Consider the following 25,073-nt stretch of genomic DNA (forward strand, 5'->3'; position numbering starts at 1 on the left):
CCTCAAAGCAGTCGTTCCATCTATTTTCCCAGAGAAATCAGTACCTGTGTTTGCGTTCCGTGTTTTAAGCATTACGTGACAGGAAATTTTCAGATTATATGAACCAACGTCCCACAGACGGCCAAGACCGCGACGACGATCCACGGCTGGACTTTCCAGACAGTGAGTAGGAGAAACCCGGCCAACGCTAATGCGAAATCCCGCGGTGAAAAAACCGCGCTTGTCCAAACCGGGGCGTAGAGGGCTGCGCCCAGGATGCCGACGACGGCGGCGTTCGCGCCACGCATGGCTGCCTGAGCGATCGGTCGCAGTCGCAACGCATCCCAATAGGGGAGCATTCCGTAGACCAGTAGAAGACCCGGCAGGAAGATCGCAACGACCGCGATGGAAGCGCCCGCTAGACCATTGGGCATCGGCCCCATGACCGCGCCGAGATAGGCGGAAAAGGTGAATAGCGGTCCTGGTACGGCCTGCGCCAGGCCATAACCGACCAGAAAGGATTCGTTCGTGACCCAACCAGGTGCCACCACCTGAGCTTGCAGCAAGGGGAGCACGACATGTCCTCCTCCGAACACCAAAGCGCCGGAACGGTAAAAAGCGTCAAAAAGTGCCACCGCCTGATGGCCGGTCGTCATGACCAGCAACGGCGGGATCACGAAAAGTGCAGCAAATAGAAAGAGAGCTACCGCCCCGTTGCGACGCGAAACCGGAAAGCGGAGATAACCCGTTGGCTTGGAAAGTTCGTTGCGGCAGAGCCAGAGGCCGGCGATGGCGCCTAGCGCAATCGCACCGATCTGGCCGATTGAGCCGCCAATGAAAACCACTACTGCGATCCCGGCCAAAGCAATTCCGGCGCGTTCCCGATCGGGAGTGAGGCTCTTCGCCATGCCCCAGATCGCCTGCGCGACCACGGCGACGGCGACCAGCTTCAAGCCGTGCAACACACCTTCCGCAGTAGTTCCAGTAAATGCTGCCGCGCTGAGAGCGAGGGCAAACAGGATTGCGACCGACGGCATCGTGAAAGCGAGCCAGGCGGCGAAACCACCGAACAACCCATTGCCGCGCAGGACCCCGAGCGAGAATCCAACCTGGCTCGAAGCTGGCCCGGGTAAGAACTGACAGAGTGCGACTAGATCGGCATAACCTTCCTCGTCGATCCACTTGCGGCGCACCACCAGTTCATCGCGGAAATATCCAAGATGAGCGATTGGCCCACCGAAGGATGTCAGCCCGAGTTTGAGAAACACTCGAAAGACTTCAGGAGCCGATCCGGCAGCCGGTTGCGCGGCACCGGCTGAATTATCGCGTGCGGTCATCACTATCTCCGGACGATAAAAACGTTGTCAATGGAGCGAACGCAGGTAAATGGACTCAGCGATGTTCTAGCATCTCCCCGATCAACTCGCGGACCTTGCCGCGTGCCATCTCCAGCGCCTCCCGGCCGAGCGGCGTCGCTCGATAGATGTGCCGGACGGAACGGCCCGCGCGCTGCTTCTCGGAAATGAGATAGCCCTTCTTCTCCATCGAACGCAGCATCGGATAGAGTGTCCCGGCACTCAGCTTGTATCCATGATTGGCCAATTCTTCGATCATCCATTGTCCATAGACCTCGCCTTCGGCCGCATGATGCAGAACGTGAAGGCGAATGAGTCCATTCAGCAGGTCTTGATGTTCCATATGCCCACATGGTCCCAATGCATCCATTCGTACGAGTAACGTTATCGAATTTCGATAATATAGAGTGACTATGTCACGGCGATGAACGAATTGCACGCCCGGAAAACTGGCAGAAGCAGGCGGTGCGGACACAGCAGAAAGTCCCTCGATGGTTTGAAATGGGCGGTCTGCGGCTTGGCTTGGGCCTCGATTTTTATTGTATCGATCAGCTTGATTCTTCCAGGTTGGGCGAAATGCGCTTTACTGCCGTGGTTTCGTTCCAACTACGTTTGCCTGTAAGCTGACATCAACGAAGCAACTTCAATCCTGTGAGAATCGCGACGCCTAAAGCGGCAGTAAGAGCCAGAATAGTGAGGCTCCAGCTCGCACCAAAGTTCGTTATACTGGAAGCCATCGCTAACGGTGCAGTGGCGGACACGATTAATCTGGCTGATATGATTTTGCCCTGCATGGCACCGTAGCCATCACTGCCGAATAGCGACAAGGGTAACGTTCCGGAGACAATACTGAAGAGACCGTTCCCGAAGCCAAAAAGACAGGCAAACATCATCGTCGCAATAATGGATGGAGCACCGAATAGCAGAACAATGAGGGCTAAACCCATCAAGGAGGCAGAGATTACTGCCAGACTGATCGGAGCGAGGTTTTTGCCACCGAGCATGTTGATCAGGCGGCTGGCTACCTGAGAAGGTCCGAATATCGCGCCAATAAAAGCTGCAGAACCTGTAAGACCGAGCGCGCCCAACATCGGCACCATATGGACCAGAATGGCCGCTGCAACGAGAGCCTGCGTCGAGAATGCCACGAGAATAAGCACGAAACCTTTGCGCCGTTGATGGGCAGGCAGATCACCTGAAGAGGCAGTTGCGACTGTTCCATTTGTTGATCGCTTCTGACCACTCTTTGCAATCGAACGCGCGAGCATAAGGTGTACCGGCACGCAGAGAAACAAATGGAGGCAAGCGAACAGCAAATAGGTCTGTTGCCAGGTCAGCCAATGTTGAAGGGTTGTTGTAATGGGCCAGAAAATTGTCGAGGCAAAGCCTGCAATCAGTGTCAGATAGGTGATGCTACGCTGGGCAAAATTTGGCGCTAATTGCACTAATAATGCAAAGGCTGCTCCATATTGGACGAGGTTTGCGGCGATTTCGATGATCGTTAGCGCACCTGCAAACACCAAAGCATTTGGAGAAAGCGAACACAGTATGAGAGAGACGGCGGCCAGTATCGAGCCTATCGTCATCATGCGACCTGCGCCATAACGATCAATCCATTTGCCTAACCAGGGAGCCAGAAAGCCTCCTGCCAGCAGGGCAACCGACAGCGCTCCGAAAATCCATTCGTTGGAAACGGAGAAGTCCCCCGCCATGGACGGCGCGAGAATGCTGAAGGAATAATATAAAGTGCCGTAACCGATATTCTGGGTCAGTCCGAGACCGGCGATGGCCGCAATGGGAAGCCGTTCAGCGCTCATATTGATCTCAACGAAACACGCTTTTCGAGTTTGGCAGCTTCTTCCTTGCGCTCGCTATAACGGTCTGTGAGATAATCCGAGATGCCACGCGTAAGAAGTGTAAACTTCATTAGTTCTTCCATTACGTCCACCACGCGATCATAGAAGGATGAAGGTTTCATCCGGCCAGCGTCGTCGAATTCCTGCCACGCCTTTGCGACGGATGACTGGTTTGGAATGGTGATCATTCGCATCCAGCGTCCCAGAATGCGCATCTGATTGACAGCGTTGAAGCTCTGCGATCCGCCGGATACCTGCATCAATGCGAGAGTTCGGCCCTGCGTCGGACGAATTGCACCACCCGGCAATGGAATCCAGTCGATCTGCGATTTCATGACAGCGCTCATGGCTCCATGACGTTCGGGACTGGTCCAGACTTGCCCTTCTGACCAAAGCATTGCCTCACGCAATTCTTGCACCTTCGGATGCTCTGCTGAACCATCGTCTGGCAAAGGAAGACCATTGGCATGAAAGACACGCGTTTCAGCACCCATCGCATCGAGAAGGCGCTGCGCTTCCAGCGTCAGAAACCGACTATAGGAACGATCACGAAGTGAGCCATAGAGCAAAAGGATGCGAGGCTTATGCTTTGAAAAGTCGGCGCGTAATGCATCCAAGTCGGGCAATGCGAAGGAATTCTGATCGAGGTTCGGCAGGTCCATGTCAGCGCGACTTTCTTTCATAGTTTATGACTTCTCCGTCCTCTTTGGTGAATGACGACACCGGGTTTTCCAGAATATCGAGAACCAGTTCTGACGGACGGCACAGTCTGGTGCCAAGTGACGTTTCCACGATTGGACGATTGGTCAGGATAGGATGCGCCATCATGAAGTCGACCAGTTCATCATCGGTCCATTTGGGATCGGACAATCCCAGTTCGGCATATGGCGTGCCTTTCTCGCGAAGGATTTGGCGAGGCGTCATCTGCATTGCTCGAAGCAATTCGACAAGTCGTTCTCGCGATGGCGGATTTTGTACATACTCAATGACGACAGGCTCTTCGCCGCTGGCACGGATCAAGGCCAATGTGTTGCGAGAGGTGCCACAGTTCGGATTGTGATAGATCGTAACTGACATCAGAGTTTTCCTGTTTCGGTGACTGGCTTTTGATTGGCACCGCGTTCGTACCAGCCCTTGGAGCGGTTCACGATCCAGACGACCGAGAGCATGACCGGCACTTCCACAAGAACGCCAACCACTGTTGCGAGCGCCGCACCAGATGAGAAGCCGAAAAGGCTGATTGCGGCTGCTACTGCCAGCTCGAAGAAGTTGGATGCGCCAATCAAAGCTGAGGGACCGGCGACGCAATGTTGCTCTCCTGAAATTCGGTTCAACAGATAGGCGAGGCCAGAGTTGAAATAGACCTGGATGAGGATCGGGACGGCTAGCATCGCAATGATCATGGGCTGTGCGATGATCTGCTCTCCTTGAAACCCGAATAGCAGAACAAGTGTCGCCAAAAGCGCAATCAGGGACAGCGGCTGTAGTGTCTTCAGTATTGCATCGAAAGCTCGTTCTCCACCGCTGGCGAGAATGCTTCTGCGCAGGATTTGCGCGATAATCACCGGAATGACGATATAGAGGACAACCGACAGAACGAGCGTGTCCCACGGGACAGTAATTGCCGACAGTCCGAGCAGTAGCCCGACGATAGGGGCAAATGCCACAACCATGATCGCATCGTTCAGTGCGACCTGCGACAGAGTGAAATGCGGTTCGCCCTTGGTCAGGTTGGACCAGACGAACACCATTGCTGTGCAAGGTGCGGCCGCCAGAATAATCAGCCCGGCGATGTAGGAATCGATCTGGTCTTCAGGCAGATAAGGGCGAAACAACCAGCCGATAAATAGCCAGCCGAGAAGCGCCATAGAGAATGGTTTGACGGCCCAGTTGATAAAGAGCGTGACGCCGATGCCACGCCAGTGCTCAGTGACCTGTCTCAATGCGCTGAAATCGATCTTCAGCAACATGGGGATGATCATGAGCCAGATGAGAATGGCGACTGGAATATTGACCCTGGCGACTTCAGCAGATCCGATTGCATGAAATACTGTCGGAAAGAAATGGCCCAGAGCTACGCCTGCGACAATGCACAGAGCCACCCAGACAGTCAGATAACGTTCGAATGTGGACATCAGTTATTCTCCACGTTTGTCTGTGTGCTACCTTCCATGGTGCCGATTTCTTTCAGATGATTTTGAAGCGCCATTCGGTCTATCGTGGCGTGGGGAAGGTTCAGGAACACTGATACCCGGTTCTTCAGAAAACGGGCGGCTTGTGCAAAGGCGCGCTGTCTTTCTGCTTCATTTCCTTCAACCGCGGCGGGGTCCTCAATGCCCCAGTGGGCTGTCATAGGATGGCCAATCCAGACAGGGCAGGCCTCTCCGGCAGCGTTGTCACAGACCGTGAAAATGAAATCCATCTGAGGGGCTTCGGTACCTGAAAACACATCCCAGCTTTTTGAACTCAGGTTCTCCGTGGAATAGCCAAGAGCATCCAGTTCCTTGATTGCGAGAGGATGAACGTCGCCTTTTGGCTGACTACCAGCCGAATAGGCGTGAAAACGTCCTTCGCCATCCTTGTTCAGAATTGCCTCGCCCAAAATTGAGCGTGCGGAATTGCCCGTGCACAAGAAGAGCACGTTGTAGATCCGATCCGTCATTTTATCAGTCCGTTTATGGAAGGCCGAATTCAGCGGCCTTGTGTTACTGGGCGACCGTCTTCGGTTCGCAACAGGGTGTCAGGCTTTTTATAAGAGGTGCGCAGAGCTCGGCACTGCCGCCACAGCAGTCCTTGATCATGAAAAGGGTCAGTTCTCTAAATCGGTCGAGATCAGCGCGATAGATGATCGAGCGGCTCTGACGTTCGCCGTTCACAAGCCCAGCACGAGACAATGTTGCCAGATGTGCAGACATCGTGTTCTGCGGTACATCCAGAATACGCGCCAGTTCACCGGCGGGGATTCCCGCTGGTTCGTGCTTCACCAACAGCCGGAAGGTATCGAGCCTTGTCGATTGGGCGAGGGCGGCCAGCGCCGTAATTGCGTCTTCATTTTCCATGTATCCAGAATAATGGATATATTGGTGCTGTCAATTCGAAATTTGGATGCTTAGCGGCATTTGGGCGCTTTCTGAAATAGGGCTGTTGATTATGGAATGGCGCGCCCCTTAGCGACGTTGACCAATGCCGTCGAGGGATTTGCCACACAGGTGATTTGTCAGGCAAGGGATATCGCGACAAAAACAGGAGTCACCGCTGTTGAAGTGCGGACGGTCTGGGGCGATCCGGCGGAGGTGATCCTCGAAATGGCCTTTCGCGATAATGTTGATGCCATCGTTGTGGGGCGGAGGGGACGTGGCAGACTAGCGGGCCTTTTGCTTGGCGGCGTTTCGCAGAAGCTGGTGAGCCTGGCTCCCTGCACAGTGGTTGTTGTGCCGTAAACTCGACCCGATGCCGATTAATGTCAGTTGATCGGCGCGGCCAGGATGCCGGATAGGATATCGGCGGGGCTTCGGTCGGCATCGAAGCGGCGCCAGGTAATCTCACCTGCGTTCCTTTTCAGCTGTCGAGAGAGGATGTCGACCGTTGCGTCAGACGGGCCACCGCGCCGTTGGTCGACGCGGCGCCACAGCACGTCGGGAGAGACATCCAGCCAGATGCCGATGAATGGCACATGCTGTTCCATCGCAACTTTTTCGATACGAGTGCGATCCGCCGGTCTATCGAAGACGGCATCCGCGAGGACGGTTCCACCCCCGGCGAGGATGAGTTCTGCACGCCATACCATCTCACCATATACTCGGTCGGAGACTTCCGGCCGATACGCCTCCTCCGGCAGGCGCGTTTCCGGCGGTACTCCGTGCAGTGCCTTGCGGATGCGGTCACTCTCCACGATGCGGGCTCCCGGCGGCGCTCCGATATGGGCGGCGAGCGCCTCGGCGATCGTGGTCTTGCCCGAACCGCTCAGCCCGCCAATGGCGATGAGGCGGGGAGGGCGCTTCTCGAGCAATTCCATGGCAAGGTCGAAATAGGCACGGGCTTCGGCGCGCAGGCAACCCGACAGATCGCCGCTTTCCTCGATTTGCGTGCCGGTGACATGGGCGCGCACTGCGGCCCTTATGGCCATAAGGAAAGGCAGGAGGGCGAAACCGTCCTCGTTGTCCGTCTCATCTAGATACCGGTTCATCACCAGATTTGCGAGTTCCGGGAAACCACGGTGACGCAGGTCCATAAGCAGAAAGGCCAGATCGTAGAGCACGTCCACCGTCGCGATCTGGTCGTTGAATTCTATGCAATCGAACAGGCAGGGCTGGCCGTCGAGCAAGCAGATGTTGCGCAGGTGCAGGTCGCCGTGGCAGCGTCGCACCTTGCCGCCCACCTCACGTTGGTTCATAACATCGGCGTGCTGCGAAAGCGTCTCTCGGAACACGCCGTCTAGAATAGTAACTTCCTCTTCGCGGAAGCAATGGCTGGTGGCAAAGCCAGCCTTGTTGATGTCGAGTACGCTCGCGAGATTTTCGGAGCCGCTGCCGCTATGCACAGCCGGGGCTTGGGAGTGAAAACGGGCGATCATGCGCGCAGTCTGAGTCATCAGTTCGGGCGTCAACTTTCCGACCGCGGCCATGCGATCAAGCAGAAGAGACTGGTCGAAGCGTTTCATCTCGATCACTGCTTCGACCAGTTCTCCGTCTCCATCCAGCGTAAGCCGACCTTGCATATTGCGCACAATGCGCCTGACACCGACATAGAGCCCCGGCGCCGTGATGGAGTTGAATTCGACTTCCTTCAGGCACGCCGCGAGCCGCAATTTTGGCGTCGAGAAGTCGACATAGGGTAACTTGACAGCGCGCTTGATCTTGAAGGCGCAGTCGCCAGCAAGAATGATCCGGGAAATATGCGTGTCGATGATCTCGACGGACTCGGAAACTCCAGGCTTGCCGATATCGGTCAACAAGGCTATTGCATCAGTTTGGTTTGAAATACCCAAGAACCTCTCTCCAACGTTAGGGGCTGCCAGCACCGCATGCATCTGACATCCTGCAAACTGATCGCACTGATATTTTTTATATCGTCCGCGCTTTTTTAAAGTTTAGCATTGTCGCAGGGGAGGGCATTGACCCCGGTCAAACAGCAGGAAAGCATTTATCCACCATATGGCGGACAGTTTTAAAGCTGCCTCCTACGTTGCAGGCCTCCCGATCCAGGGCAGGGACAAACAGAGCCCCTTCCTCAAAAATCCGTTGATCACGGAAAGGTTCTTCATTTCGGGTGCTTACGGCTTTCGGCTTGATTGAGCGAACCACGTTTCTCTGAGTGCCACCTGACCGATCGTCGGTGGTATGGATCTTCAGCTTTCGTCAACTCTTGTCCCTTGCATTTAAAAGAAGTGTTTTCAAAGCCTCACTTGCCATAAATCAGAGGCTTGCAATCCGCTGTCAGCACAATGCCGCCCTTAAGTGGCCTGGGCGGGATAATTATGATGCAAGCGACTTGGCGAGCTAGCGTGTGCCGGTTCCGAGGACGAGCATCTTGGAGCCAAAGTGCAGATGCGGCTCGTCTTTTTACCAGTTTTTGATCCGCGTCAAGGAAAGAGGGCGCCAAACGGGGTTTGCTGAGGCCTTTGTTGGATTGAACTGGATCGGGTGAAGCCAGGCGAACGAAGCGTTTTCAGGCGCGACCGGCCAAGTGATGGACCCGGATCGGCGAAGATATCCGACAGGCGGTTCCACTGTCCTCTTGCTCTAGTGCCTCCGGAGAGCCCCTAAGGTTGAAGGGGCGTAGGCAGCGGTTCCTGCGAACATTTGTTCAACTCCAAGGAGATCAGCTATGGCCGAAGCTGCCACCAAACTACCTATTACCAAATCCGCTGCCCCCGCAACGACCGGAGAGCGGATGCCCTTCGAAAACCTGCGCCGCGAGATCGATCGGCTTTTTGACGATTTTCGGCCGTTCGACTGGCGCCTGCCGTCAAAGGTTCTGGGTTTCGAGGTGCCGCGCATCTCCCGCGCCGAATGGCAGATAGCTCCTGCGATAGACCTCGTTGAAAAGGATGATGCTTATGAGATCACGGCGGAACTTCCTGGCCTCGACGAAAAGAACGTCGAGATCAAGTTGTCCAACCACACGCTGACGATCAAGGGCGAAAAGAGCGAGAGAAAGGAGGATAAGCAGAAAGACTACCATCTGTCCGAGCGCCGATACGGTTCATTCCAGCGCAGTTTCCTGCTTCCCGACGGTGTCGATAATGACAAGATCGACGCATATTTCGCCAAGGGCCTTCTCACGGTGAAGTTGCCCAAGACCGTCGAGGCGAAGAGGGCGGAAAAGAAGATCGCGGTTAAGGGAGAGTGATTTCGTTTCCATGGCAGCGATGCGATCCGCCGACGCGCCGCTGCCATGGTCCATGTTCGCAAAAAGAGGAGATGCCAAATGGGCGCTACATCAATCGTTAATTTCACGCAGGCTGCACAGCAGGCACAGCAATGGGTTAAGGAGCTTGCCGATCAACTGAATTGGGATGAACGCCGAGCCTATCGTTTGTTGCGATGCGTTCTGCAGACGTTGCGCGACTGGCTTCCACAGGAAGAGATGGTTGATCTTTCGTCCCAGCTCCCCGTCCTTGTCCGCGGTGTCTATTTCGAGGGCTGGAAGCCGCTCGAAACGCCCGTGTGGGAGCGCAAGAAAGCTGATTTCATGGAGCGTGTGCAGGAAGCCTTTTCCGACGATCTCCTGAACGATCCAGACCGTGCGGTTGCGGCCGTTTTTCGGCTGCTGGACCGGCATATTTCGCATGGGGAGATCGTCCAAGTCCGGAACTCCATGAAAAAGTCTCTGCGCGAATTGTGGCCAGCAGATTGAAATCATGTTCCGGGACCGCAACGAAGCAGGGCGAAAACTGGCCGGTGAGCTTGCCAAGCTTAAGCTTGTCGATCCAGTTGTACTGGCGCTGCCGCGCGGAGGCGTTCCTGTTGCGGTCGAGATCGCCAATGCGCTGAAAGCGCCGCTCGACCTTATCATTGTCCGAAAGGTGGGCGCGCCGGGAAACCCCGAACTGGCGGTCGCTGCGATCGTCGACGGCAATCCACCCGATGTCGTCCTCAATCGAGAGATAGTGGAAGCTTACAACCTCGACGATTCCGAATTGCGGATGCTCGTCGATCGCGAACGCCCCGAGCTGGAGCGCCGCAGGATCACCTATCTCGGCGGGCGTGAGCCAGTACCAATGACAGACAAGATCGTGATCCTTGTCGATGACGGCGCGGCAACTGGAGCCACTATGAAGGTGGCCATCCGCGCGATCAAGCGGCGCTCGCCTCGTGAGATCATCGTTGCGCTTCCCGTGGCTCCGGCGGACACACTGGCGGAACTGGCAGGTGAGGCGCACACGGTTATCTGTCTCAGCAAACCGGCTCGCTTCTTCGCTCTAGGGTATCACTACCACGACTTTCCCCAAATATCGGAAGAGGAGGTCATCAGCCTTCTCAATAGTCACGCAACCGACAAGCCAGCGTCGGCGAACCAGCCCAAGCGACTTTCCTGACCGGAATGGCGGTCGCGGCTCTGAAATCACGTCTCGCTCAGCTAACGGAACGCGAGCGCCAAATCTTGGCGGCTGCGTGGCCGGCTTGCCAAACAGGACCATTGGCTACGATCTCGCAATCAGTCCTCGTACAGTCGAGATTTATTGCGCGAACATTATGTCCAAAAATGCAGGCTCGCAGCCTCCCCGAACTGGTGCGTATGACGATCTCGCTGGGTGTCGTAGGCTAAGTTGCAGCCACGTAAGCCGAATCGAATTCGTTAACATCGAACGTGAAGTTGGATCGGTCCCAAAGCAGCATCCGCCGATGGCGGAGGATATGATTTTGATCGGGTCCAAACGGAGCAAGGTCATAGGGGCCCCCGATATGATCGAACAACATATCATCCTTGTCGCTGTTCCCTGTGCAGGTTCAGGCATTCCATCCAATTTGCCCTCGCAAACGAACGATTCAGGACCTACGCCTACCGCTATAGCCTGTCAATGAATGTTCCATGAACCTCTTGGCCGCCAATGACGGCCAGGATTCAACCCATTTCCACTGGAGCTTTGACCGGGATCAAGGCCGATCGAGAAATGCTGGTGCAGATTCCTCCGGTAAGGCGGTCAATTGGAGTTCGCCCAGAACAGTGAGGTAAATGACAATGAACGACGGTACATTGAGACAAGACATTATCGATGAACTCGATTTCGAGCCCAGTATCGACGCCGCCGACATTGGCGTGGCAGTGGAGAATGGGGTCGTCACACTAACTGGGCATGTACCGACTTATGCCCAGAAGGTTACGATCGAGGATGTCGTGCGCCGGGTGAAGGGTGTGAAGGGCATAGCTGAGGAGATTGAAGTCCGGCCTCTCGGCGCCAATCACACGGCTGACGACGAGATCGCCAAACGTGCTATAAACACGATCAACTGGAACACGTCCGTGCCGGATAACGCAGTGCAGGTAAAGGTCCAGAAAGGATGGCTGACGCTCACCGGCATGGTCGAGTGGCAGTATCAGAAGACCGCCGCCTCCAACGCGGTGAGGGATCTTTCGGGCGTCGTCGGTGTCACAAACCGGATTGATATCAAGCAGCGCGCCTCTGCTTATGACGTGAAAAAGCGGATCGAGGATGCGCTGAGGCGCAACGCGGAAATCGAGGCGCAGTCGATCAGCGTCAATGTCCTGGATGGCGGCAAGGTCAGGCTGGAAGGCCGGGTGCACGCCTGGTCCGAGCGCAGCGCGGCAGAACGGGCGGCGTGGTCTGCAGCGGGCGTAAACACGGTCGAGGACCGCATCACTGTCGGTTGATGCGTGGGGTTCCCGCTCGTGCACGAAAACCTGTGAGGCGGCGGGTAAGCTCTCCGCCTCACGCTCTTTCAGGCATGTTTTGCGTGGAGGCTTCAATGAAAGCGATGGTGCTCAAGATGCCAGGAATGCCCCTGGTCATGGAGGAACGGCCCAACCAGGTGGCGGGGTTGGGGCAGATCATGCTGAAGATCGAAGCCTGTGCCGTCTGTCGCACGGACCTTCACGTTGTTGACGGCGAACTTGATCACCCCAAATTGCCGCTCGTGCCGGGACATGAGATCGTCGGCATCGTCGAGGCCGTCGGGCAGGGTGGCGATACTTCCAGGCTCGGTCGTCGCGTCGGCGTGCCTTGGCTTGGCCACACCTGCGGAGCCTGTCCCTATTGCCGGTCTGGCGCCGAGAACCTCTGCGATGCGCCGCTCTTTACCGGCTATACGCGCGATGGCGGCTTTGCGACTCATACGGTGGCCGATGTAAGCTTCGCCTTCGATCTCGACCCAGAAGCCGATCCAGTGGCCTTGGCGCCCCTACTGTGCGCGGGGCTGATCGGCTGGCGCTCGCTCAGGAAGGTGGGGGACTGCAAGCGCATCGGCCTTTACGGCTTCGGCGCGGCCGCGCACATCATCGCTCAGATTTGTGTTTGGCAAGGGCGTGAAGTCTATGCCTTTACCCGCCCAGGCGATATGAAAGCGCAACGATTTGCGTCGAGCCTTGGCGCGGTTTGGTCAGCAGGATCAGATGAAGTGCCGCCGGTTGAGCTCGATGCCGCTATCATCTTTGCGCCTGTTGGCGAGCTCGTGCCAGCCGCATTGCGCGTCGTTCGCAAGGGGGGGCGTGTCGTCTGCGGCGGTATCCACATGAGCGACATTCCGTCCATGCCCTATGCGATCCTGTGGGAGGAACGTGAACTCCTCTCGGTCGCCAACCTGACGCGCAGGGATGCGGAGGAGTTCTTTCCAATAGCCCACGCCGCTCGGGTTAGGACCCATACCATCATCTATCCGCTCGAGGGCGCCAACGATGCCCTAACCGATCTCCGCTTGGGCAGTCTGAGCGGAGCGGCTGTGCTCGTGCCCTGAGGCCGACGAGAGCTATCGATGCGCCTCCGTTCTCTTCCACAGCCCTTGCGTGAAAGGAATTCTACAATAGCCCGCTTCACACAGCATCGCGAAAGCCGTCTTGTTGAAAGAACCGGCTGATTGAATGCAGCGCTTCTGAGAGCAAATAACGGCATCCTCTCGACGGTTGGCTTCATAGTCGGCCTTGCGGCTTCGGTCGCTTCTGCCAGCTGCATTCTTGTCGCCGGCATTGCTGCCTTATCGCGGGTTCGGTGTCCATAGCTGCTGGGGAATATGTTTCAGTCAGTTCGTAGGTCGATCCGAAGAAGGCCGGCATTCCCTTCGTAACCACACGCGGCACCAGTGGCCCTTGAGCGGGTATTGGCGAATCTACCCTTACCCGCCTCCGGACAGGCGAATGCAACGCCTAAACGCATCACCAGTTTCAGAAAGGCTTTCAACGAAGCGGGTATGGTTCCGAGCCAAAGCGGAAAGACAAAGACGATCTGCTTGGCAATCCGTGATCGCCTGCGCGGCGTTCTCAAGATTAACCGGCATGGGCCACTCCCCCGACTCCTCCATCATATGCAGAACAGGAAACTCGAGCGTCGCAGTATCGATGATCTTGAGACTATGCCCGACCGAGCGTGCGTCCTGCACAGGCGGTTCGCGTTCGGGTTGGGATGACCGAGAAAGACGAGAATTCAGCTGGGCATCGGGTTTCTCTCCGGCGGACGGTCCTTTTCAATGGCCATTGCGAAAACCATGGACTTGATTGCAGTCAAAGTCATAGCGGGCGGCTCGTCAACTGCAGAAGCCGTGAAATCCAGGAGGAAGGTTGGAACATGGTCCAGGAGGATCAACAGGGTGACCAGCCTAGCGCGGTTCAACGTTGCCACTCGTCAGGTACGCTTTGTTGCTTGCCGGCGCTCTCGGACGAAGAACCAGTGTTTGGCTGCTTCCGATGCGGCCAGATAAGCAAGCGTGATGATGACCAACCCGCCGACGACAGTGACCGGCAGCGGTGCGAAGCCCAACCAGTCCGCGCCTGGCAAATAAGGGATGGCGACGGCAAAAAGGACGAGGACCAGCGTGAGCCATGAAAGCAGCGCGCTTGGGCGGCTTCGCCAGAAGGCTTTGCGGGTTCGCACGATTAGCACAATGGCGAGTTCTGTAATCAGGGATTCGACGAACCAGGCGGTCTGGAATATCTGCGCGGTCGCGTTTGCCACCAGGAGCAGAAAGGCGAAGGTCACGAAATCGAATGCCGAGCTGACAAGACCGAAGGTGACCATGAAGCGACGAACGTACCCGATATCCCAGTGGTGCGGCTTGCGGACCTGATCTGGATCGACATTATCGGTTGCGAGCGCCAGCGAAGGAACGTCGGACAGGAAGTTGTTGAGAAGAATTTGTGGGGCCAGCAGTGGCAGGAAGGGCAAGGTGATCGAGGCAATTGCCATGGAGACCATGTTACCGAAATTGGCGCTGGTGGTGATGGCGATATACTTCATCGTGTTGGCGAATGTTTTGCGTCCATCGTCCACCCCGCGCAGCAGCACGCCAAGGTCGCGTTTGAGCAGGATCATGTCGGCGGCCTCGCGCGCCACGTCTACGGCGCTGTCCACTGAAATGCCGATATCGGCTTCGTGCAGCGCCGGAGCATCGTTAATGCCGTCCCCAAGATAACCTACGACATGGCCGCGTTTGCGGAGCGCGCCGATGATGCGTTCCTTCTGGTTCGGGTCGATTTCGGCGAAAATGTCGGTGCGGGCGACGCGACCGAACAAGGCCTCCTTGGTCAATTTGCTCAGTTCCGTACCTGTCAGTATCTGCCGATGGGGCAGGCCGATGGATGCGGCCAGATGCGCGGCGGCATAGCGGTTGTCGCCGGTGACGACCTTCACCTTGATGCCGCGCGCCGCGAGTGCCTTTAGTGCTTCTGCCATGCCCGGTTTTGGCGGATCGAGGAAGAGTAGGAAGCCGGCGAAGGCCAAGCCGGTCTCGTCTTCACGAAGGTATGCGTCCTGTCGCGAAAAGCGGCGCATCGCGAGAGCGAGCACACGATAGCCCTGCATGCTCCATCCGCGCAACCTGTCGTTGATTTCCCTGACCTGCGCTTCGTCCAGCGGCAGGGTCGAGGTCGCATTGATGATCGACGTGCAGGCCCCGACGACGTTCTGGACGGCCCCCTTGCAGATCATTAGATCCTCTGCCTGGTTCGACTGGCGTATGACCACCGATAGCCTCTTGCGGACGAAGTCGTACGGTATCTCATCGACCTTGGAATATAGGCCAAGGTCGTCCCCTTCGCTTTTGCCGGCGGTTATCGCCTCGTCCAGCGGGTTCGCCAGTCCAGTCTGGAGCGAGGCATTGAGCAGCGCCCACAGACGCACCTGCGCGGAAGCCATCCCGTCGATCCCGACGCATGCGTCGAGATGAATGGCGCCCTCGGTCAGGGTGCCGGTCTTGTCAGTGCATAGAATATCCATGCTGCCGAGGTTCTCGATGGCGTCGAGGCGGCGCACGATAACGCCGCTCGCAGCCATGGCGCGCGCGCCGCGGGCAAGCGTCACGCTGATGATCGCCGGCAGTAGTTCCGGCGTTAGGCCAACCGCCAGCGCGAGGGAAAACAGCAGGGAGTCGACGGTCGACCTGTGCAGAAGCAGATTGACGAAAAAGACTAGGATCACGATCACCAGCATGATCTCTGTCATTAGGTAGCCGAAGCGACGGATCCCGCGTGCGAACTCGGTTTCTGGCACGCTGCGAGCGATTGTCGCGGCAATGGAGGCGAATTCCGTATGCTTGCCGGTATTTACCGCCACTATGGTGGCGGTGCCGCTGCGCACCGATGTGCCGCTGAAGACCGCATTGCTTCGCTGGCCGATCTGTGCATCCGGTGCAGAGACGCCGGGCGCCTTCACTACCGGAAACGTCTCGCCAGTCAGCGCGGACTCGCTGACGTTGAAGTCGCGTGCTTCCAGCAGGATACCGTCGGCCGGGATGAGGTTTCCTGCCGAAAGTCTGACGATGTCGCCCGGTATGATTTCCTCGACCGCAACCGACGCATCTTTCCCGTCGCGTACGACCAGCGCCTGGCGCGCGATACCCACCGTTAGTGCTTCCATGGCGCGAGACGCGCCATATTCCTGCGTGAAGGAAAGAACGCAGCTCGCGAGCACGATAACGGTGATGATTACAGCTTCGCTGCCTTCACCGACGAAGACCGAGACCACAGCGGCGAAGATAAGTATCAGGATGAGCGGGCTGCGGAACTGCCTTGCAAAACCGGTGACGGCCGATGCGCCGCCCTTGCGACCGATCGCGTTCGGACCGGTATCGTGCAGTCGAACCTTTGCCTCTTCGGAGGAAAGACCGGTATTCCGGGCCTGCAAATCCGAGAGAAGCCGCTCCGCCGGGATGGACCAATAGGCCGTCTTGGCTGCGGATTGCTGCAATGCTCGTCTTTCCTGCATGGGGCTCCCCAAGCGCCTGCATTGATACTCTCATTTTTGCGGATAGCGTGACGCAACCATCCAGAAGCGAAGATTGAATCCAACTTAACTCGGCATGAAGCGATCGAGCCTGGTTTCGTCAAGCAGCGAGCGCGTTATGCCGCCGATGGCCCATTCCCGGAAACGGCTGTGCCCATAAGCTCCCGAAACCACCAGATCGGCATCGCTTCCATCAATAAAATTGAAGAGTTCGATGTATTCGTCCGGACCTTCGATCAGTTTGGGCTTCGCTTCAATGCCGTGTAAAGCCAGAAAGGCGACCACGTCGGTTGGACCGTCGCGAACGCAATCGTCGGCTTCTGGGACAACAGTGACCACGATCACCTCCTTGGCGGTTACCAGCAGCGGGATAGAGTCAGCCACAGCGCGCCTGGCCTCACGTGTGTCTTTCCAGGCACGACGATCTTCTTCGCCTGCACATGTTCGGCCCTGTCGGCAACGACCAGCAAAGGGCGACCTGCACGCAACACGACATTGGCGGGATCGGCAACACGATAGGCATCTCCTGTCGAAGCTCCGTCGGATGCCGCCGTAACAATGAGATCGGCCGACCGCGATGCCTGGACGAGCGCATGGGTAGGGTTTTTCAGGCTCTCGCCATTCGGTTTTTATAGCGCCGGCGATCACCCGGTCATATTCCCTATGGACTTCCTTGAAGCGCTTTTCGATGTCGTTCCGCATCTGCTGCCATGTTTCCGCAGCGAGAGCTGCAGCCTCCGGTCCGACCATCGGCATCGGTGCGTCGGCGGAACAAATACCGATCAGCTTCGCTTCGTGGCATCGGGCAAGTCCTGTTGCCGCCTGCAGGATCGGTACAACGGGACCGTTGATGTCTATATTTACAAGAATGGGTTTGTAGCTCATTTGCGCGTCCTTCCTCAGGAATTCAGCTGTGCCGGAACAATACGAGATAAGGCAAGAATTGCCTTGACGTTGATCAATCCAATGCAGGCCATGTTGACTGTCCGCTGGCGGGAAGCATCTCGTCGGCCAAAATCAATGTGCCCCGGTTTCCGGCGACAATCTCCACCGCGTCCTCAAGCCTGCCGATTGCGGCGCGACGGTCAGAAGCATAGGTGAAATCCACCGCGGCTTCCACCTTGGGCTGCATCGATCCGGTCGCGAAGTCGTTTATCGAAAGATCGGACGCTTTCACATGGCCAAGCGCGCGTGCCTGTGGCGTGCCCCAGCCAACATAGACGGCGTCGACATCGGTCAACATGAGCAAAAATTCTGCCTTGAGCTGCCGTGCAAGGAGTGACGAGGCCAAATCCTTGTCGATGACCGCCTCAACGCCCGCGATGCTTCCATCGTTCAGTTCGATGACAGGAATGCCTCCACCGCCAGCGCAGATGACGATAACGCCTTGCTCGATCAGAAAAGCAAGCACCTGGGCCTCCAGGATCGCCAGCGGCTTTGGAGAGGCGACGACACGACGCCACTTGTCGTTGTCCTGCCCGATCTGCCAGCCGCGCTCAGCGGCGATCCTGCGGGCAGTCGCCTCATCATAGCTCGGGCCGATCGGCTTTGTTGGCTTGCCGAAAGCAGGATCGTCCGGATCGACTCTGACCTGCGTAAGCAGTGTGGCGAAGAGCTGCTCCTTCATGACATTGCCGAGTTCCTGCTGCAGGACGTAGCCGATCATGCCGGCGCTCTCGGCGTCAAGCACATCCAGCGGAAAGGACTGCTCTGATAAGGCTGCCGCCTGCAGCGCGAGCAGACCGACCTGCGGGCCGTTGCCGTGTGTGATCACCAACGAGTGCCCAGCGGCTACAAGCTCGGCGAGCACCGCAGCGGCACGCCTGATATTAGCGCGCTGGTTTTCGGCCGTCATCGGTTCGCCCCGCTTGAGCAGTGCGTTGCCGCCGAGCGCCACAACGATACGCATGTCAGCTGCCGATCGTGGCGACGAGGATCGCCTTGATCGAGTGCATGCGATTCTCAGCCTGATCAAAGACAATGGAGGCTTCGGATTCGAAGACAGCATCCTCGACCTCCATACAATTGATGCCGTATTGGCACTCAATGTCGGCTCCGACTTCTGTCTCTGTATCGTGGAAGGCAGGCAGGCAGTGCATGAACTTCGTATAAGGATTGCCGGTTGCTGCCATCAGTTCGCTCGTGATCCTGTAGGGTGTCAGCAACTCGATACGCTTGCGCCAGCCGCTTTCGTTCTCTCCCATGGAGAGCCATACGTCGGTGTAGATGAAATCTACGCCTTCAATGCAGCCCTTGATGTCCTCGTCCAGCCTGAAGCGGCCACCACTGCGTTCAGCTATTCCTTTCACATGGGCGCAGAAACGGTCTTCAGGCCACAATTCCCGGGGGGATGCGATACGTATGTCCATGCCGATCTTGGCGGCGCCAATGGCAAGCGACTGGGCGACGTTATCGCGTCCTTCGCCGACGAAGGCAACCTTCATGTCCGACAGATGTTTGTGGGTGAACTCGCGCATCGTCATGAAATCGGCGAGGACCTGCGTGGGATGCGCCTCGTCTGTCAGCCCGTTGTAGACCGGCACGCCGGCATAGGCTGCCAGCAATTCGATCTGGTGCTGGCTGAAGCCCCTGTACTCGATCGCATCGTACATGCGGCTGAGCACCCTTGCGGTGTCTTTCATTGATTCCTTATGGCCGATATGGCTGCCAAAAGGCCCGATATAGGTGACATTGGCTCCTTGGTCATATGCAGCGACCTCGAAGCCTGAACGGGTGCGGGTGGAATCTTTCTCGAAGATCAGCGCGATGTTCTTGCGTGATAGCCGCTGCACTTCCGTACCTGCCTGCTTCGCGGTCTTCAAATCCGCGGCAAGCCTGAGCAGATAGCGGATCTCCGCTCCGGAAAAATCGTCGAGCGTCAGCACGTTGCGGCCATGTAGGTTGAAGGGCATGTCAATTTTCTCCTTCCTCAGATTGGATCGCGTGCAATCGGACAGGTCATGCAATGACCGCCGCCACGGCCACGGCTGAGTTCGGCACCCTCGACAGTGACGACCTCGATTCCGGCGCGGCGCAGCAGTGTGTTGGTGTAGACGTTCCGGTCGTAGCCGATGACCACGCCAGGCTCGATGGCGATGACGTTGTTGCCGTCGTCCCATTGTTCGCGTTCGGACTCGTAGGAATCGCCGCCAGTCGCGACGATGCGCAGCGTCTTCAGTCCGAGAGCTTCCTTGACCACCTCGACGAAAGGTTTCGTCTCCTCGACGACGTCGACAGCGGCGGTGCCTTCGCCGGGTCTCAGCGAAAAAGTCCGCAGCCGCTCGACCACCGGGGGATACATCGTGACCAGATCGCGGTCACAGAAGGTAAAGATCGTATCGAGATGCATGAATGACCTGTCGCGCGGCATTAGCGCAGCGATCACCCGTGTCGCCTCGCCGGCGGCGAACAGGCTGCGGGCGAGCCCGCCGACAGCCTGCGGCGTGGTGCGCTCGCCCATACCGACCAGCACCAGGCCGCCACCCACCGGCATGACGTCTCCACCTTCCAAGCTAACGCCGGGGCCGGGATTGTCGGGGGACACAAAGGTCAGGCCGGCATCGCGAAAGCGCGGATGGAAGCGATAGACGGCTTCGACATTGGCCGCTTCCGGCTTGCGCACCGGCCAATACATGGCGTTGACCGACACCGAGCGATAGATCCAGCAGGAACTGTCGCGGGTGAAGAGCTGGTTGGGCAATGGTGGCAAAACGAAATCCTGCGGCAGTAGGGTCTTGCCCGTGAGCCCGCCCGGCTGGAACGGCAGTTCGGCGCGGGCGATGCCGCCCACAAGCAGCGAGGCAAGCTCGTCGGCAGGCATCTCGTCCAGCCATCCGCGCATTTCGTCGACCATGTCGTAGCCGACGACCGAATCGTCGACGCGGCGGTCAAGCAGCCAGTCGCGGGCTTCAGCGATCGCCATGGTCTCAGCCAGCAATTCGCCGAACAGATGCACTATGACCCCGCGCTCGCGAAGCGCGTCGACGAAGACATCGTGCTCCTGCCGCGCCCGTTTGACCCACAGCACATCATCGAACAGCAGCGCCTTGCAATTGTCGGGGGTGAGCCGACGCAGGCTGAGATCGGGCCGGTGAACGATCACCTCGCGCAGCCGACCGACTTCGGAATGAGCGCCAAGAGCAGTCATAGGATGTTCCTTTTTGAAAGAGCGGTTTGGCTCAGAGCGCACTGACCGCTCCCGTCCACATTTCATAAGCGGCGTAGAGACTGACCGCGACAAGAGCGGCGGCAAGGACGGCTTCGACCGGGTGGAAAATGCGCTGCCCATTTTCGCGACGGGCCCAGATGAAGAATATGATGCCTGGGGCGTAGAGGATTGCGCACATGAACAGGAATGAAAGGCCAGCGGCATAGACAAGCCAGAGGCCGTAGATCGTCGCCAACAGACCGAGGAGCATTGCGCCATTGCGGTTTTCTCCGACACCATAGCTTTCGCCGGTGAAAGCGAGCTTCGCGGCATAGGCGCCCGAGAAGATATATGGCACAAGGATAGCAACAGAGGCGATAGAGAAGAGTGCCTGATAAGTGCTCTGCGCGAACAGTGTGATGATCAGAAAGAGCTGGACCAGAATATTGGTGATGAGGAGCGACGTGGAGGGGACGCCGCGTTCGTTCTCGTGACCGAAAAATTTCGGCATGGTGCCGTCGTTGCCTGCCACATGTGGAACTTCGGCGGCGAGTAGCGTCCAGCTCAGGAATGCGCCGACTACCGAGACGACAAGCGCCAGGTTGATGACAATCGCCCCCCACGGACCGACGATGGCTTCCAGGACGCCCGCCATGGACGGGTTCTTGAGCGCGGCCAGTTCAGGCTGGCTGATGATTCCGAGAGACAATAGCGATACGAGCGCATAGAGTGCTAGACAAGCCGAAAAACCGAGCACGGTAGCTGTGGCGACGTCCTTGCGTCGTTCGGCCCGCGCTGAGAAGACGCTGGCGCCCTCGATGCCGATAAACACCCACAATGTCACCAGCATGGTGCTCTTCACCTGATTCATGATGGAGCCAAGGCTGGCATTGCCGAGTCCAGTGAAATCGGCGTTGAAGATGTCTACCTTGAAGGCCACGGCGACGATGCCGATGAAGAGCACGATGGGTGCGATCTTGGCCACGGTGACGGCCAGATTGATGATCGCCGCCTGCCGCACGCCGGCCATGACCAGGAAATGGATCACCCAAAGCAGGATGGATGCACCGACCACAGCCTGCCAGGTGTTGCCATCTCCGAAGGACGGGAAGAAATAGGACAGCGCGCTGAAGACGATCACAGCGTAGGAGACGTTACCGACCCAGGCGCTGATCCAGTAGCCCCAGGCGCTGTTGAAGCCAACGAAGGCACCGAAACCGGCCTTGGCATAGGCATAAGGTCCGGCGTCCAGTTCGGGTTTGCGGGTAGCGAGCGACTGATAGACGAAAACCAGCGCCAGCATGCCGACGGCAGTGATGCACCAACCGATGATGATGGCAAGCGGTCCGGCTCCGGTGGCCATGTTCTGCGGCAGGCTGAACACGCCCGAACCGACCATCGAGCCGATGACAAGGGCGGTCAACGCGCCCAGGCGCAGCTTGCCCTCTTTTGATGCTGGAAGAGAAGGTGCGGAAGCCGATGGAATATCTGTAGAGGCCATAGTGCATCTCCAAGAGTTTGGGGCCATTTGGTTGAAGAATGGGCCGGTTTCGCGCATTTGGCTTTGACGCGCGTCAAAACCTCCAAAAGGGGTCGAAAATCCCGTCAGGGCATCCCTGACTTGAAATGAATCACCTCGCCATCGACCGAGAAGGCGCCATAGCCCCGATGGTGTATAGTCTTTGGATCGACCTGCTTCGGGTCGATCCATGCCTCGACGACCTCCAGCACGAAGAGATTGTGTCTGTTCACCATCCTGGTATCGACGACCCGGCATTCGAAATTGGCGAAGCATTCGGCGATCAGCGGTGGCGAGACTTGCTCGGCCGGAAGCGGCGTCAATCCGAAGGTCGCGAACTTGTCGGTGTCGCGGCCCGAGCAGTTGCCGACCTTTACGGCTTTTTCGGCTAAGTCGACGCTCGGTATGGCGATCACGCATTCCTTCGTTGCGCGAAGCGCGATGAAGCTGAAATCGTTGCTGGACACGATGCAGGCGATGCGGGGTGGGGTGAACTCCATCATCATGTGCCACGACATGGTCATGACGTTCGACTGACCCTTGTGACTGGTCGTCAGCAGGATGACCGGGCCGGGTTCAATCAGCTGATAGACCTTGGAAAGCGGCAATTTCTTCATCGACGGAACCTTGATGACTGCGAACGGCGGAAGCGATCTTCCAATTGCGTAATTTTTTATCTGGCCCGCGGGCTGACGCATTGACCGCGGGCAAAGTTGCCAAACTTCCGTTGATGCAAGATAGCCGCAAATTCGAAGGCGGCATCTGCCGCGAACCAAGGAGAAATCGGATGAAAGCTCTCGTATAGGAAGGGCCGGGGACAGAAGTCGCTGGAAGAACTGCTCATACCGAAGATCGAAGCCGCGACCCATGCGATCGTGAAGGTGACCAGGATCACCATCTGCGGCATCGACCTACACATCCACAAAGGTGGTGTGCCGACCTGCACGTCAGACCGCATCCTCGGCCATGAAGTTGTTGGCATCTTGGAAGAGACAGGCGCCGACGTGATCAGCTGACACCAGCCTCTATCAGATACCCTACGGGGCGGATGAGGAAGCGTTGGTTATGCTGAGCGATATCCTGCCGACCGGCTTCGAATACGGTGTGCGGAATGGCAAGGTCCAGCCGGGTAGTACTATTGCCATCGTCGGTTCCGTGCCAATTGGGCTGGCGTCGCTGACAATGGCGCGGTTCTATCCGCCGGCCCAGATCATTATGGTCGACCTCGACGAAAACCGCCTCGAGTAGCCAAGCTATTCTATAGCAACCAACCACAGCTGGCCGTTTCGTCGAACGCCAAGCAGTAAGATTTCGGTGGGACCGGTTGCAGCTTGCAAAAGCATTGATGGTGAACTGACGTCGTGCCGGTTGACGCTCACTATTACGTCGCCTGTCTGGATACCTGCTCCGGCGGCTTTTGAACCCTCATCAACAGAGACGACAAGTGAACCTCCGTTCGGATCTGCGGAAAATGCAACTCCTGTCAGAAAGCCTTCTCCAATAACCCTATTCGTTGCTTCCGCAGGCTCGGTTGACAGTTTATCTTCGCTCAAAGTCACGCCGATGGACATTTGTTGCCTTCCGCGCAACAAAGTAATTTTCACAGTTTGTCCTGGTGGGGCGAACCCCACAATATTTCGAAAGCCGGTTGCTCCAGTGACGGTCATTCCATCAACGGCAATGATAACATCCCCTGATGCAAGCCCGGCGAGGTCTGCGGTTGATCCTTTGGCCACTTCACTTATGACGGCTCCGTTTCTGACTTGCACATCAAGCGCTTTAGCAAGAATTGATGAAAGATTCTGAACCGTAACTCCAAGACGCCCGCGTCGTACGACACCCTCGCTTATGAGCCTTTCCATAACCGTCCTGACTATAGAAACAGGAATTGCGAAGCCGACGCCAACATTTCCGCCAGCTGGCGCGATTATCGCGCTGTTGACACCGATCAGCGCACCATCCATATCGACCAAAGCGCCGCCGGAATTCCCCGGGTTCAACGATGCATCCGTTTGAATGAAATTTTCATATGGTCCCAGCCCAAGCTCGTCGCGCCCGAGCGCGCTGACAATGCCAAGCGTGACCGTAGGCCCCAGATCAAATGGATTGCCCACGGCGACAACGTAGTCACCAACCTCAAGTTTTGCAGAATCGCCGAAGGTTATCTCAACGAGGTTAGTGGATCTTACTTTTAGTACTGAAATATCGGTTTCCGGGTCGCTTCCGACAACCGTAGCACGCAGTTCCTCTCCTGTCGGGAGCACTACCATCAGATCTGCAGCGGCTGCGATAACGTGGTAGGTCGTTATGATATAGCCACGGTGGGCATCTACCACAATTCCAGATCCAGAAAGCTCGAATCCAGGATGCTCAGCCAATGGAGCGGTCTCTCCGGCTTCGGGTTCACGTGCATTCGGCGGTATCTGCGGCGACGCGACTTCATCTTCGCCTCTTGCTTTAACACGCAAGGTGACGACAGATGGGATGACCTTTTTTGCGATTGGCGCTATCGTTTCGCGAACTTCAGCCGGAGCATTTCCAATGAAGACCAGAAAGAATGACGCCAATAACAGGCACAGTTTGTTGCAACTCATCTTTAACTCCCGGACTAACATGCTCGCGGTTTCACGGGGGGCATGAAAATCACTCCCGCTTATGTAGCAAGTTAACTAAATGAACTGGGAGTGAGGCCCTGTGCGCTTTTAACGTGGCCATTATTGCAGAAGATTCTCGAGTGTGCGTTGATATGCGTCAACTCTCATTGTTGCAGGGGGTAGGCCTAAGCGGTGACCTGAGGTGTCAGTAAGCCCTCTTGGGTGGTTAAGGA

At 57.1% G+C, this 25,073-nt stretch carries 27 protein-coding genes and 1 pseudogene; 9 read left to right on the top strand and 19 right to left on the bottom strand.

The window, feature by feature from the left end; genetic code table 11:
* Positions 1-89: 89 nt before the first annotated feature.
* The 8 genes from chrA to AC1RHM_RS08045 form a co-directional block, all read right to left on the bottom strand.
* Positions 90-1,316 carry a chromate efflux transporter gene (gene chrA / locus AC1RHM_RS08010; RefSeq protein WP_151612543.1) on the bottom strand — a complete coding sequence of 409 codons (1,227 nt, stop codon included), beginning with the start codon at positions 1,314-1,316 and terminating at the stop codon, positions 90-92.
* A gap of 55 nt (positions 1,317-1,371) precedes the next feature.
* Positions 1,372-1,677, bottom strand: coding sequence for a PadR family transcriptional regulator (locus tag AC1RHM_RS08015; protein ID WP_010660314.1), 306 nt, complete (start codon positions 1,675-1,677; stop codon positions 1,372-1,374).
* A 286-nt stretch (positions 1,678-1,963) separates the two neighbouring features.
* Positions 1,964-3,151, bottom strand: coding sequence for an arsenite efflux MFS transporter ArsK (gene arsK, locus AC1RHM_RS08020; protein WP_010660313.1), 1,188 nt, complete (start codon positions 3,149-3,151; stop codon positions 1,964-1,966).
* Positions 3,148-3,873, bottom strand: coding sequence for an arsenical resistance protein ArsH (arsH, locus tag AC1RHM_RS08025; RefSeq protein ID WP_151895753.1), 726 nt, complete (start codon positions 3,871-3,873; stop codon positions 3,148-3,150). Before arsH ends, arsK begins: the two co-directional genes overlap by 4 nt.
* Entirely contained in the window at positions 3,854-4,267 is a 414-nt protein-coding gene (gene arsC, locus AC1RHM_RS08030) for an arsenate reductase (glutaredoxin) (protein WP_094515233.1), read from the bottom strand. The genes arsH and arsC overlap by 20 nt, the downstream gene beginning before the upstream one ends.
* Positions 4,267-5,325: an ACR3 family arsenite efflux transporter gene (gene arsB, locus AC1RHM_RS08035; RefSeq protein ID WP_010660310.1), complete on the bottom strand. Its 1,059-nt coding sequence runs from the start codon at positions 5,323-5,325 to the stop codon at positions 4,267-4,269. The genes arsC and arsB overlap by 1 nt, the downstream gene beginning before the upstream one ends.
* Positions 5,325-5,852, bottom strand: coding sequence for an arsenate reductase ArsC (locus tag AC1RHM_RS08040; RefSeq protein WP_010660309.1), 528 nt, complete (start codon positions 5,850-5,852; stop codon positions 5,325-5,327). The genes arsB and AC1RHM_RS08040 overlap by 1 nt, the downstream gene beginning before the upstream one ends.
* Before the next feature lie 43 nt (positions 5,853-5,895).
* Complete coding sequence (locus AC1RHM_RS08045) at positions 5,896-6,249, bottom strand: ArsR/SmtB family transcription factor (protein ID WP_094515235.1); 354 nt, start codon at positions 6,247-6,249, stop codon at positions 5,896-5,898.
* A 96-nt stretch (positions 6,250-6,345) separates the two neighbouring features.
* Between AC1RHM_RS08045 and AC1RHM_RS08050 the strand changes: the two genes are divergently transcribed.
* The gene (locus AC1RHM_RS08050) at positions 6,346-6,630 is read left to right on the top strand and encodes a universal stress protein (RefSeq protein ID WP_094515236.1); all 285 of its coding nucleotides are present in this window, start codon (positions 6,346-6,348) and stop codon (positions 6,628-6,630) included.
* A 23-nt stretch (positions 6,631-6,653) separates the two neighbouring features.
* On the opposite strand, the gene AC1RHM_RS08055 is transcribed toward AC1RHM_RS08050, so the two are convergent.
* Positions 6,654-8,219, bottom strand: coding sequence for a bifunctional aminoglycoside phosphotransferase/ATP-binding protein (locus tag AC1RHM_RS08055; RefSeq protein ID WP_094515237.1), 1,566 nt, complete (start codon positions 8,217-8,219; stop codon positions 6,654-6,656).
* 797 nt (positions 8,220-9,016) lie between these two features.
* Here AC1RHM_RS08055 and AC1RHM_RS08060 point away from each other — a divergent pair.
* From AC1RHM_RS08060 to AC1RHM_RS08085, 6 genes and pseudogenes are all read left to right on the top strand, one after another.
* Positions 9,017-9,541 (top strand): Hsp20/alpha crystallin family protein, encoded by a 525-nt coding sequence (locus tag AC1RHM_RS08060; RefSeq protein ID WP_151576625.1) that lies wholly within the window; start codon positions 9,017-9,019, stop codon positions 9,539-9,541.
* A gap of 78 nt (positions 9,542-9,619) precedes the next feature.
* The gene (locus AC1RHM_RS08065) at positions 9,620-10,048 is read left to right on the top strand and encodes a DUF2267 domain-containing protein (protein WP_094515239.1); all 429 of its coding nucleotides are present in this window, start codon (positions 9,620-9,622) and stop codon (positions 10,046-10,048) included.
* Between the two features lie 4 nt (positions 10,049-10,052).
* Positions 10,053-10,730 (top strand): phosphoribosyltransferase, encoded by a 678-nt coding sequence (locus AC1RHM_RS08070; RefSeq protein WP_094515240.1) that lies wholly within the window; start codon positions 10,053-10,055, stop codon positions 10,728-10,730.
* A gap of 20 nt (positions 10,731-10,750) precedes the next feature.
* Positions 10,751-10,960 (top strand): annotated as a pseudogene (locus tag AC1RHM_RS08075) (LuxR C-terminal-related transcriptional regulator); the annotation flags it as partial.
* A 414-nt stretch (positions 10,961-11,374) separates the two neighbouring features.
* Entirely contained in the window at positions 11,375-12,025 is a 651-nt protein-coding gene (locus tag AC1RHM_RS08080; protein ID WP_151576627.1) for a BON domain-containing protein, read from the top strand.
* A 95-nt stretch (positions 12,026-12,120) separates the two neighbouring features.
* Positions 12,121-13,104: a zinc-dependent alcohol dehydrogenase family protein gene (locus tag AC1RHM_RS08085; protein WP_151895754.1), complete on the top strand. Its 984-nt coding sequence runs from the start codon at positions 12,121-12,123 to the stop codon at positions 13,102-13,104.
* 278 nt (positions 13,105-13,382) lie between these two features.
* Here AC1RHM_RS08085 and AC1RHM_RS08090 read toward each other — a convergent pair whose 3' ends face one another.
* From AC1RHM_RS08090 to AC1RHM_RS08130, 9 genes are all read right to left on the bottom strand, one after another.
* Positions 13,383-13,628 carry an NAD(P)H-dependent oxidoreductase gene (locus AC1RHM_RS08090; RefSeq protein WP_255411959.1) on the bottom strand — a complete coding sequence of 82 codons (246 nt, stop codon included), beginning with the start codon at positions 13,626-13,628 and terminating at the stop codon, positions 13,383-13,385.
* Positions 13,629-13,985: 357 nt separating this feature from the next.
* A complete protein-coding gene (mgtA, locus tag AC1RHM_RS08095; RefSeq protein ID WP_151895755.1) occupies positions 13,986-16,562 on the bottom strand; it encodes a magnesium-translocating P-type ATPase in 2,577 nt (858 codons plus the stop codon).
* Between the two features lie 84 nt (positions 16,563-16,646).
* Positions 16,647-17,465: a universal stress protein gene (locus AC1RHM_RS08100; RefSeq protein WP_246683444.1), complete on the bottom strand. Its 819-nt coding sequence runs from the start codon at positions 17,463-17,465 to the stop codon at positions 16,647-16,649.
* A 73-nt stretch (positions 17,466-17,538) separates the two neighbouring features.
* A complete protein-coding gene (gene arcC, locus AC1RHM_RS08105) occupies positions 17,539-18,489 on the bottom strand; it encodes a carbamate kinase (RefSeq protein WP_094515246.1) in 951 nt (316 codons plus the stop codon).
* A 1-nt stretch (position 18,490) separates the two neighbouring features.
* The gene (gene argF, locus AC1RHM_RS08110; protein WP_151895756.1) at positions 18,491-19,492 is read right to left on the bottom strand and encodes an ornithine carbamoyltransferase; all 1,002 of its coding nucleotides are present in this window, start codon (positions 19,490-19,492) and stop codon (positions 18,491-18,493) included.
* A gap of 17 nt (positions 19,493-19,509) precedes the next feature.
* Entirely contained in the window at positions 19,510-20,727 is a 1,218-nt protein-coding gene (locus tag AC1RHM_RS08115; RefSeq protein WP_151895757.1) for an arginine deiminase, read from the bottom strand.
* A gap of 31 nt (positions 20,728-20,758) precedes the next feature.
* Complete coding sequence (gene arcD, locus AC1RHM_RS08120) at positions 20,759-22,228, bottom strand: arginine-ornithine antiporter (protein WP_151895758.1); 1,470 nt, start codon at positions 22,226-22,228, stop codon at positions 20,759-20,761.
* A gap of 104 nt (positions 22,229-22,332) precedes the next feature.
* Positions 22,333-22,863: a flavin reductase family protein gene (locus tag AC1RHM_RS08125; RefSeq protein ID WP_151895759.1), complete on the bottom strand. Its 531-nt coding sequence runs from the start codon at positions 22,861-22,863 to the stop codon at positions 22,333-22,335.
* Positions 22,864-22,919: 56 nt separating this feature from the next.
* Positions 22,920-23,153: a hypothetical protein gene (locus AC1RHM_RS08130; protein ID WP_166942596.1), complete on the bottom strand. Its 234-nt coding sequence runs from the start codon at positions 23,151-23,153 to the stop codon at positions 22,920-22,922.
* Between AC1RHM_RS08130 and AC1RHM_RS08135 the strand changes: the two genes are divergently transcribed.
* Positions 23,128-23,262: an alcohol dehydrogenase catalytic domain-containing protein gene (locus tag AC1RHM_RS08135; protein ID WP_235822943.1), complete on the top strand. Its 135-nt coding sequence runs from the start codon at positions 23,128-23,130 to the stop codon at positions 23,260-23,262. The genes AC1RHM_RS08130 and AC1RHM_RS08135 overlap by 26 nt on opposite strands.
* Before the next feature lie 43 nt (positions 23,263-23,305).
* Positions 23,306-23,494, top strand: coding sequence for a hypothetical protein (locus tag AC1RHM_RS08140; protein ID WP_235907490.1), 189 nt, complete (start codon positions 23,306-23,308; stop codon positions 23,492-23,494).
* A gap of 5 nt (positions 23,495-23,499) precedes the next feature.
* On the opposite strand, the gene AC1RHM_RS08145 is transcribed toward AC1RHM_RS08140, so the two are convergent.
* Positions 23,500-24,840, bottom strand: coding sequence for a trypsin-like peptidase domain-containing protein (locus AC1RHM_RS08145; RefSeq protein ID WP_166942599.1), 1,341 nt, complete (start codon positions 24,838-24,840; stop codon positions 23,500-23,502).
* Positions 24,841-25,073: the final 233 nt, after the last annotated feature.

The sequence above is a fragment of the Brucella sp. GW823-FHT04E01 genome, assembly GCF_058796175.1.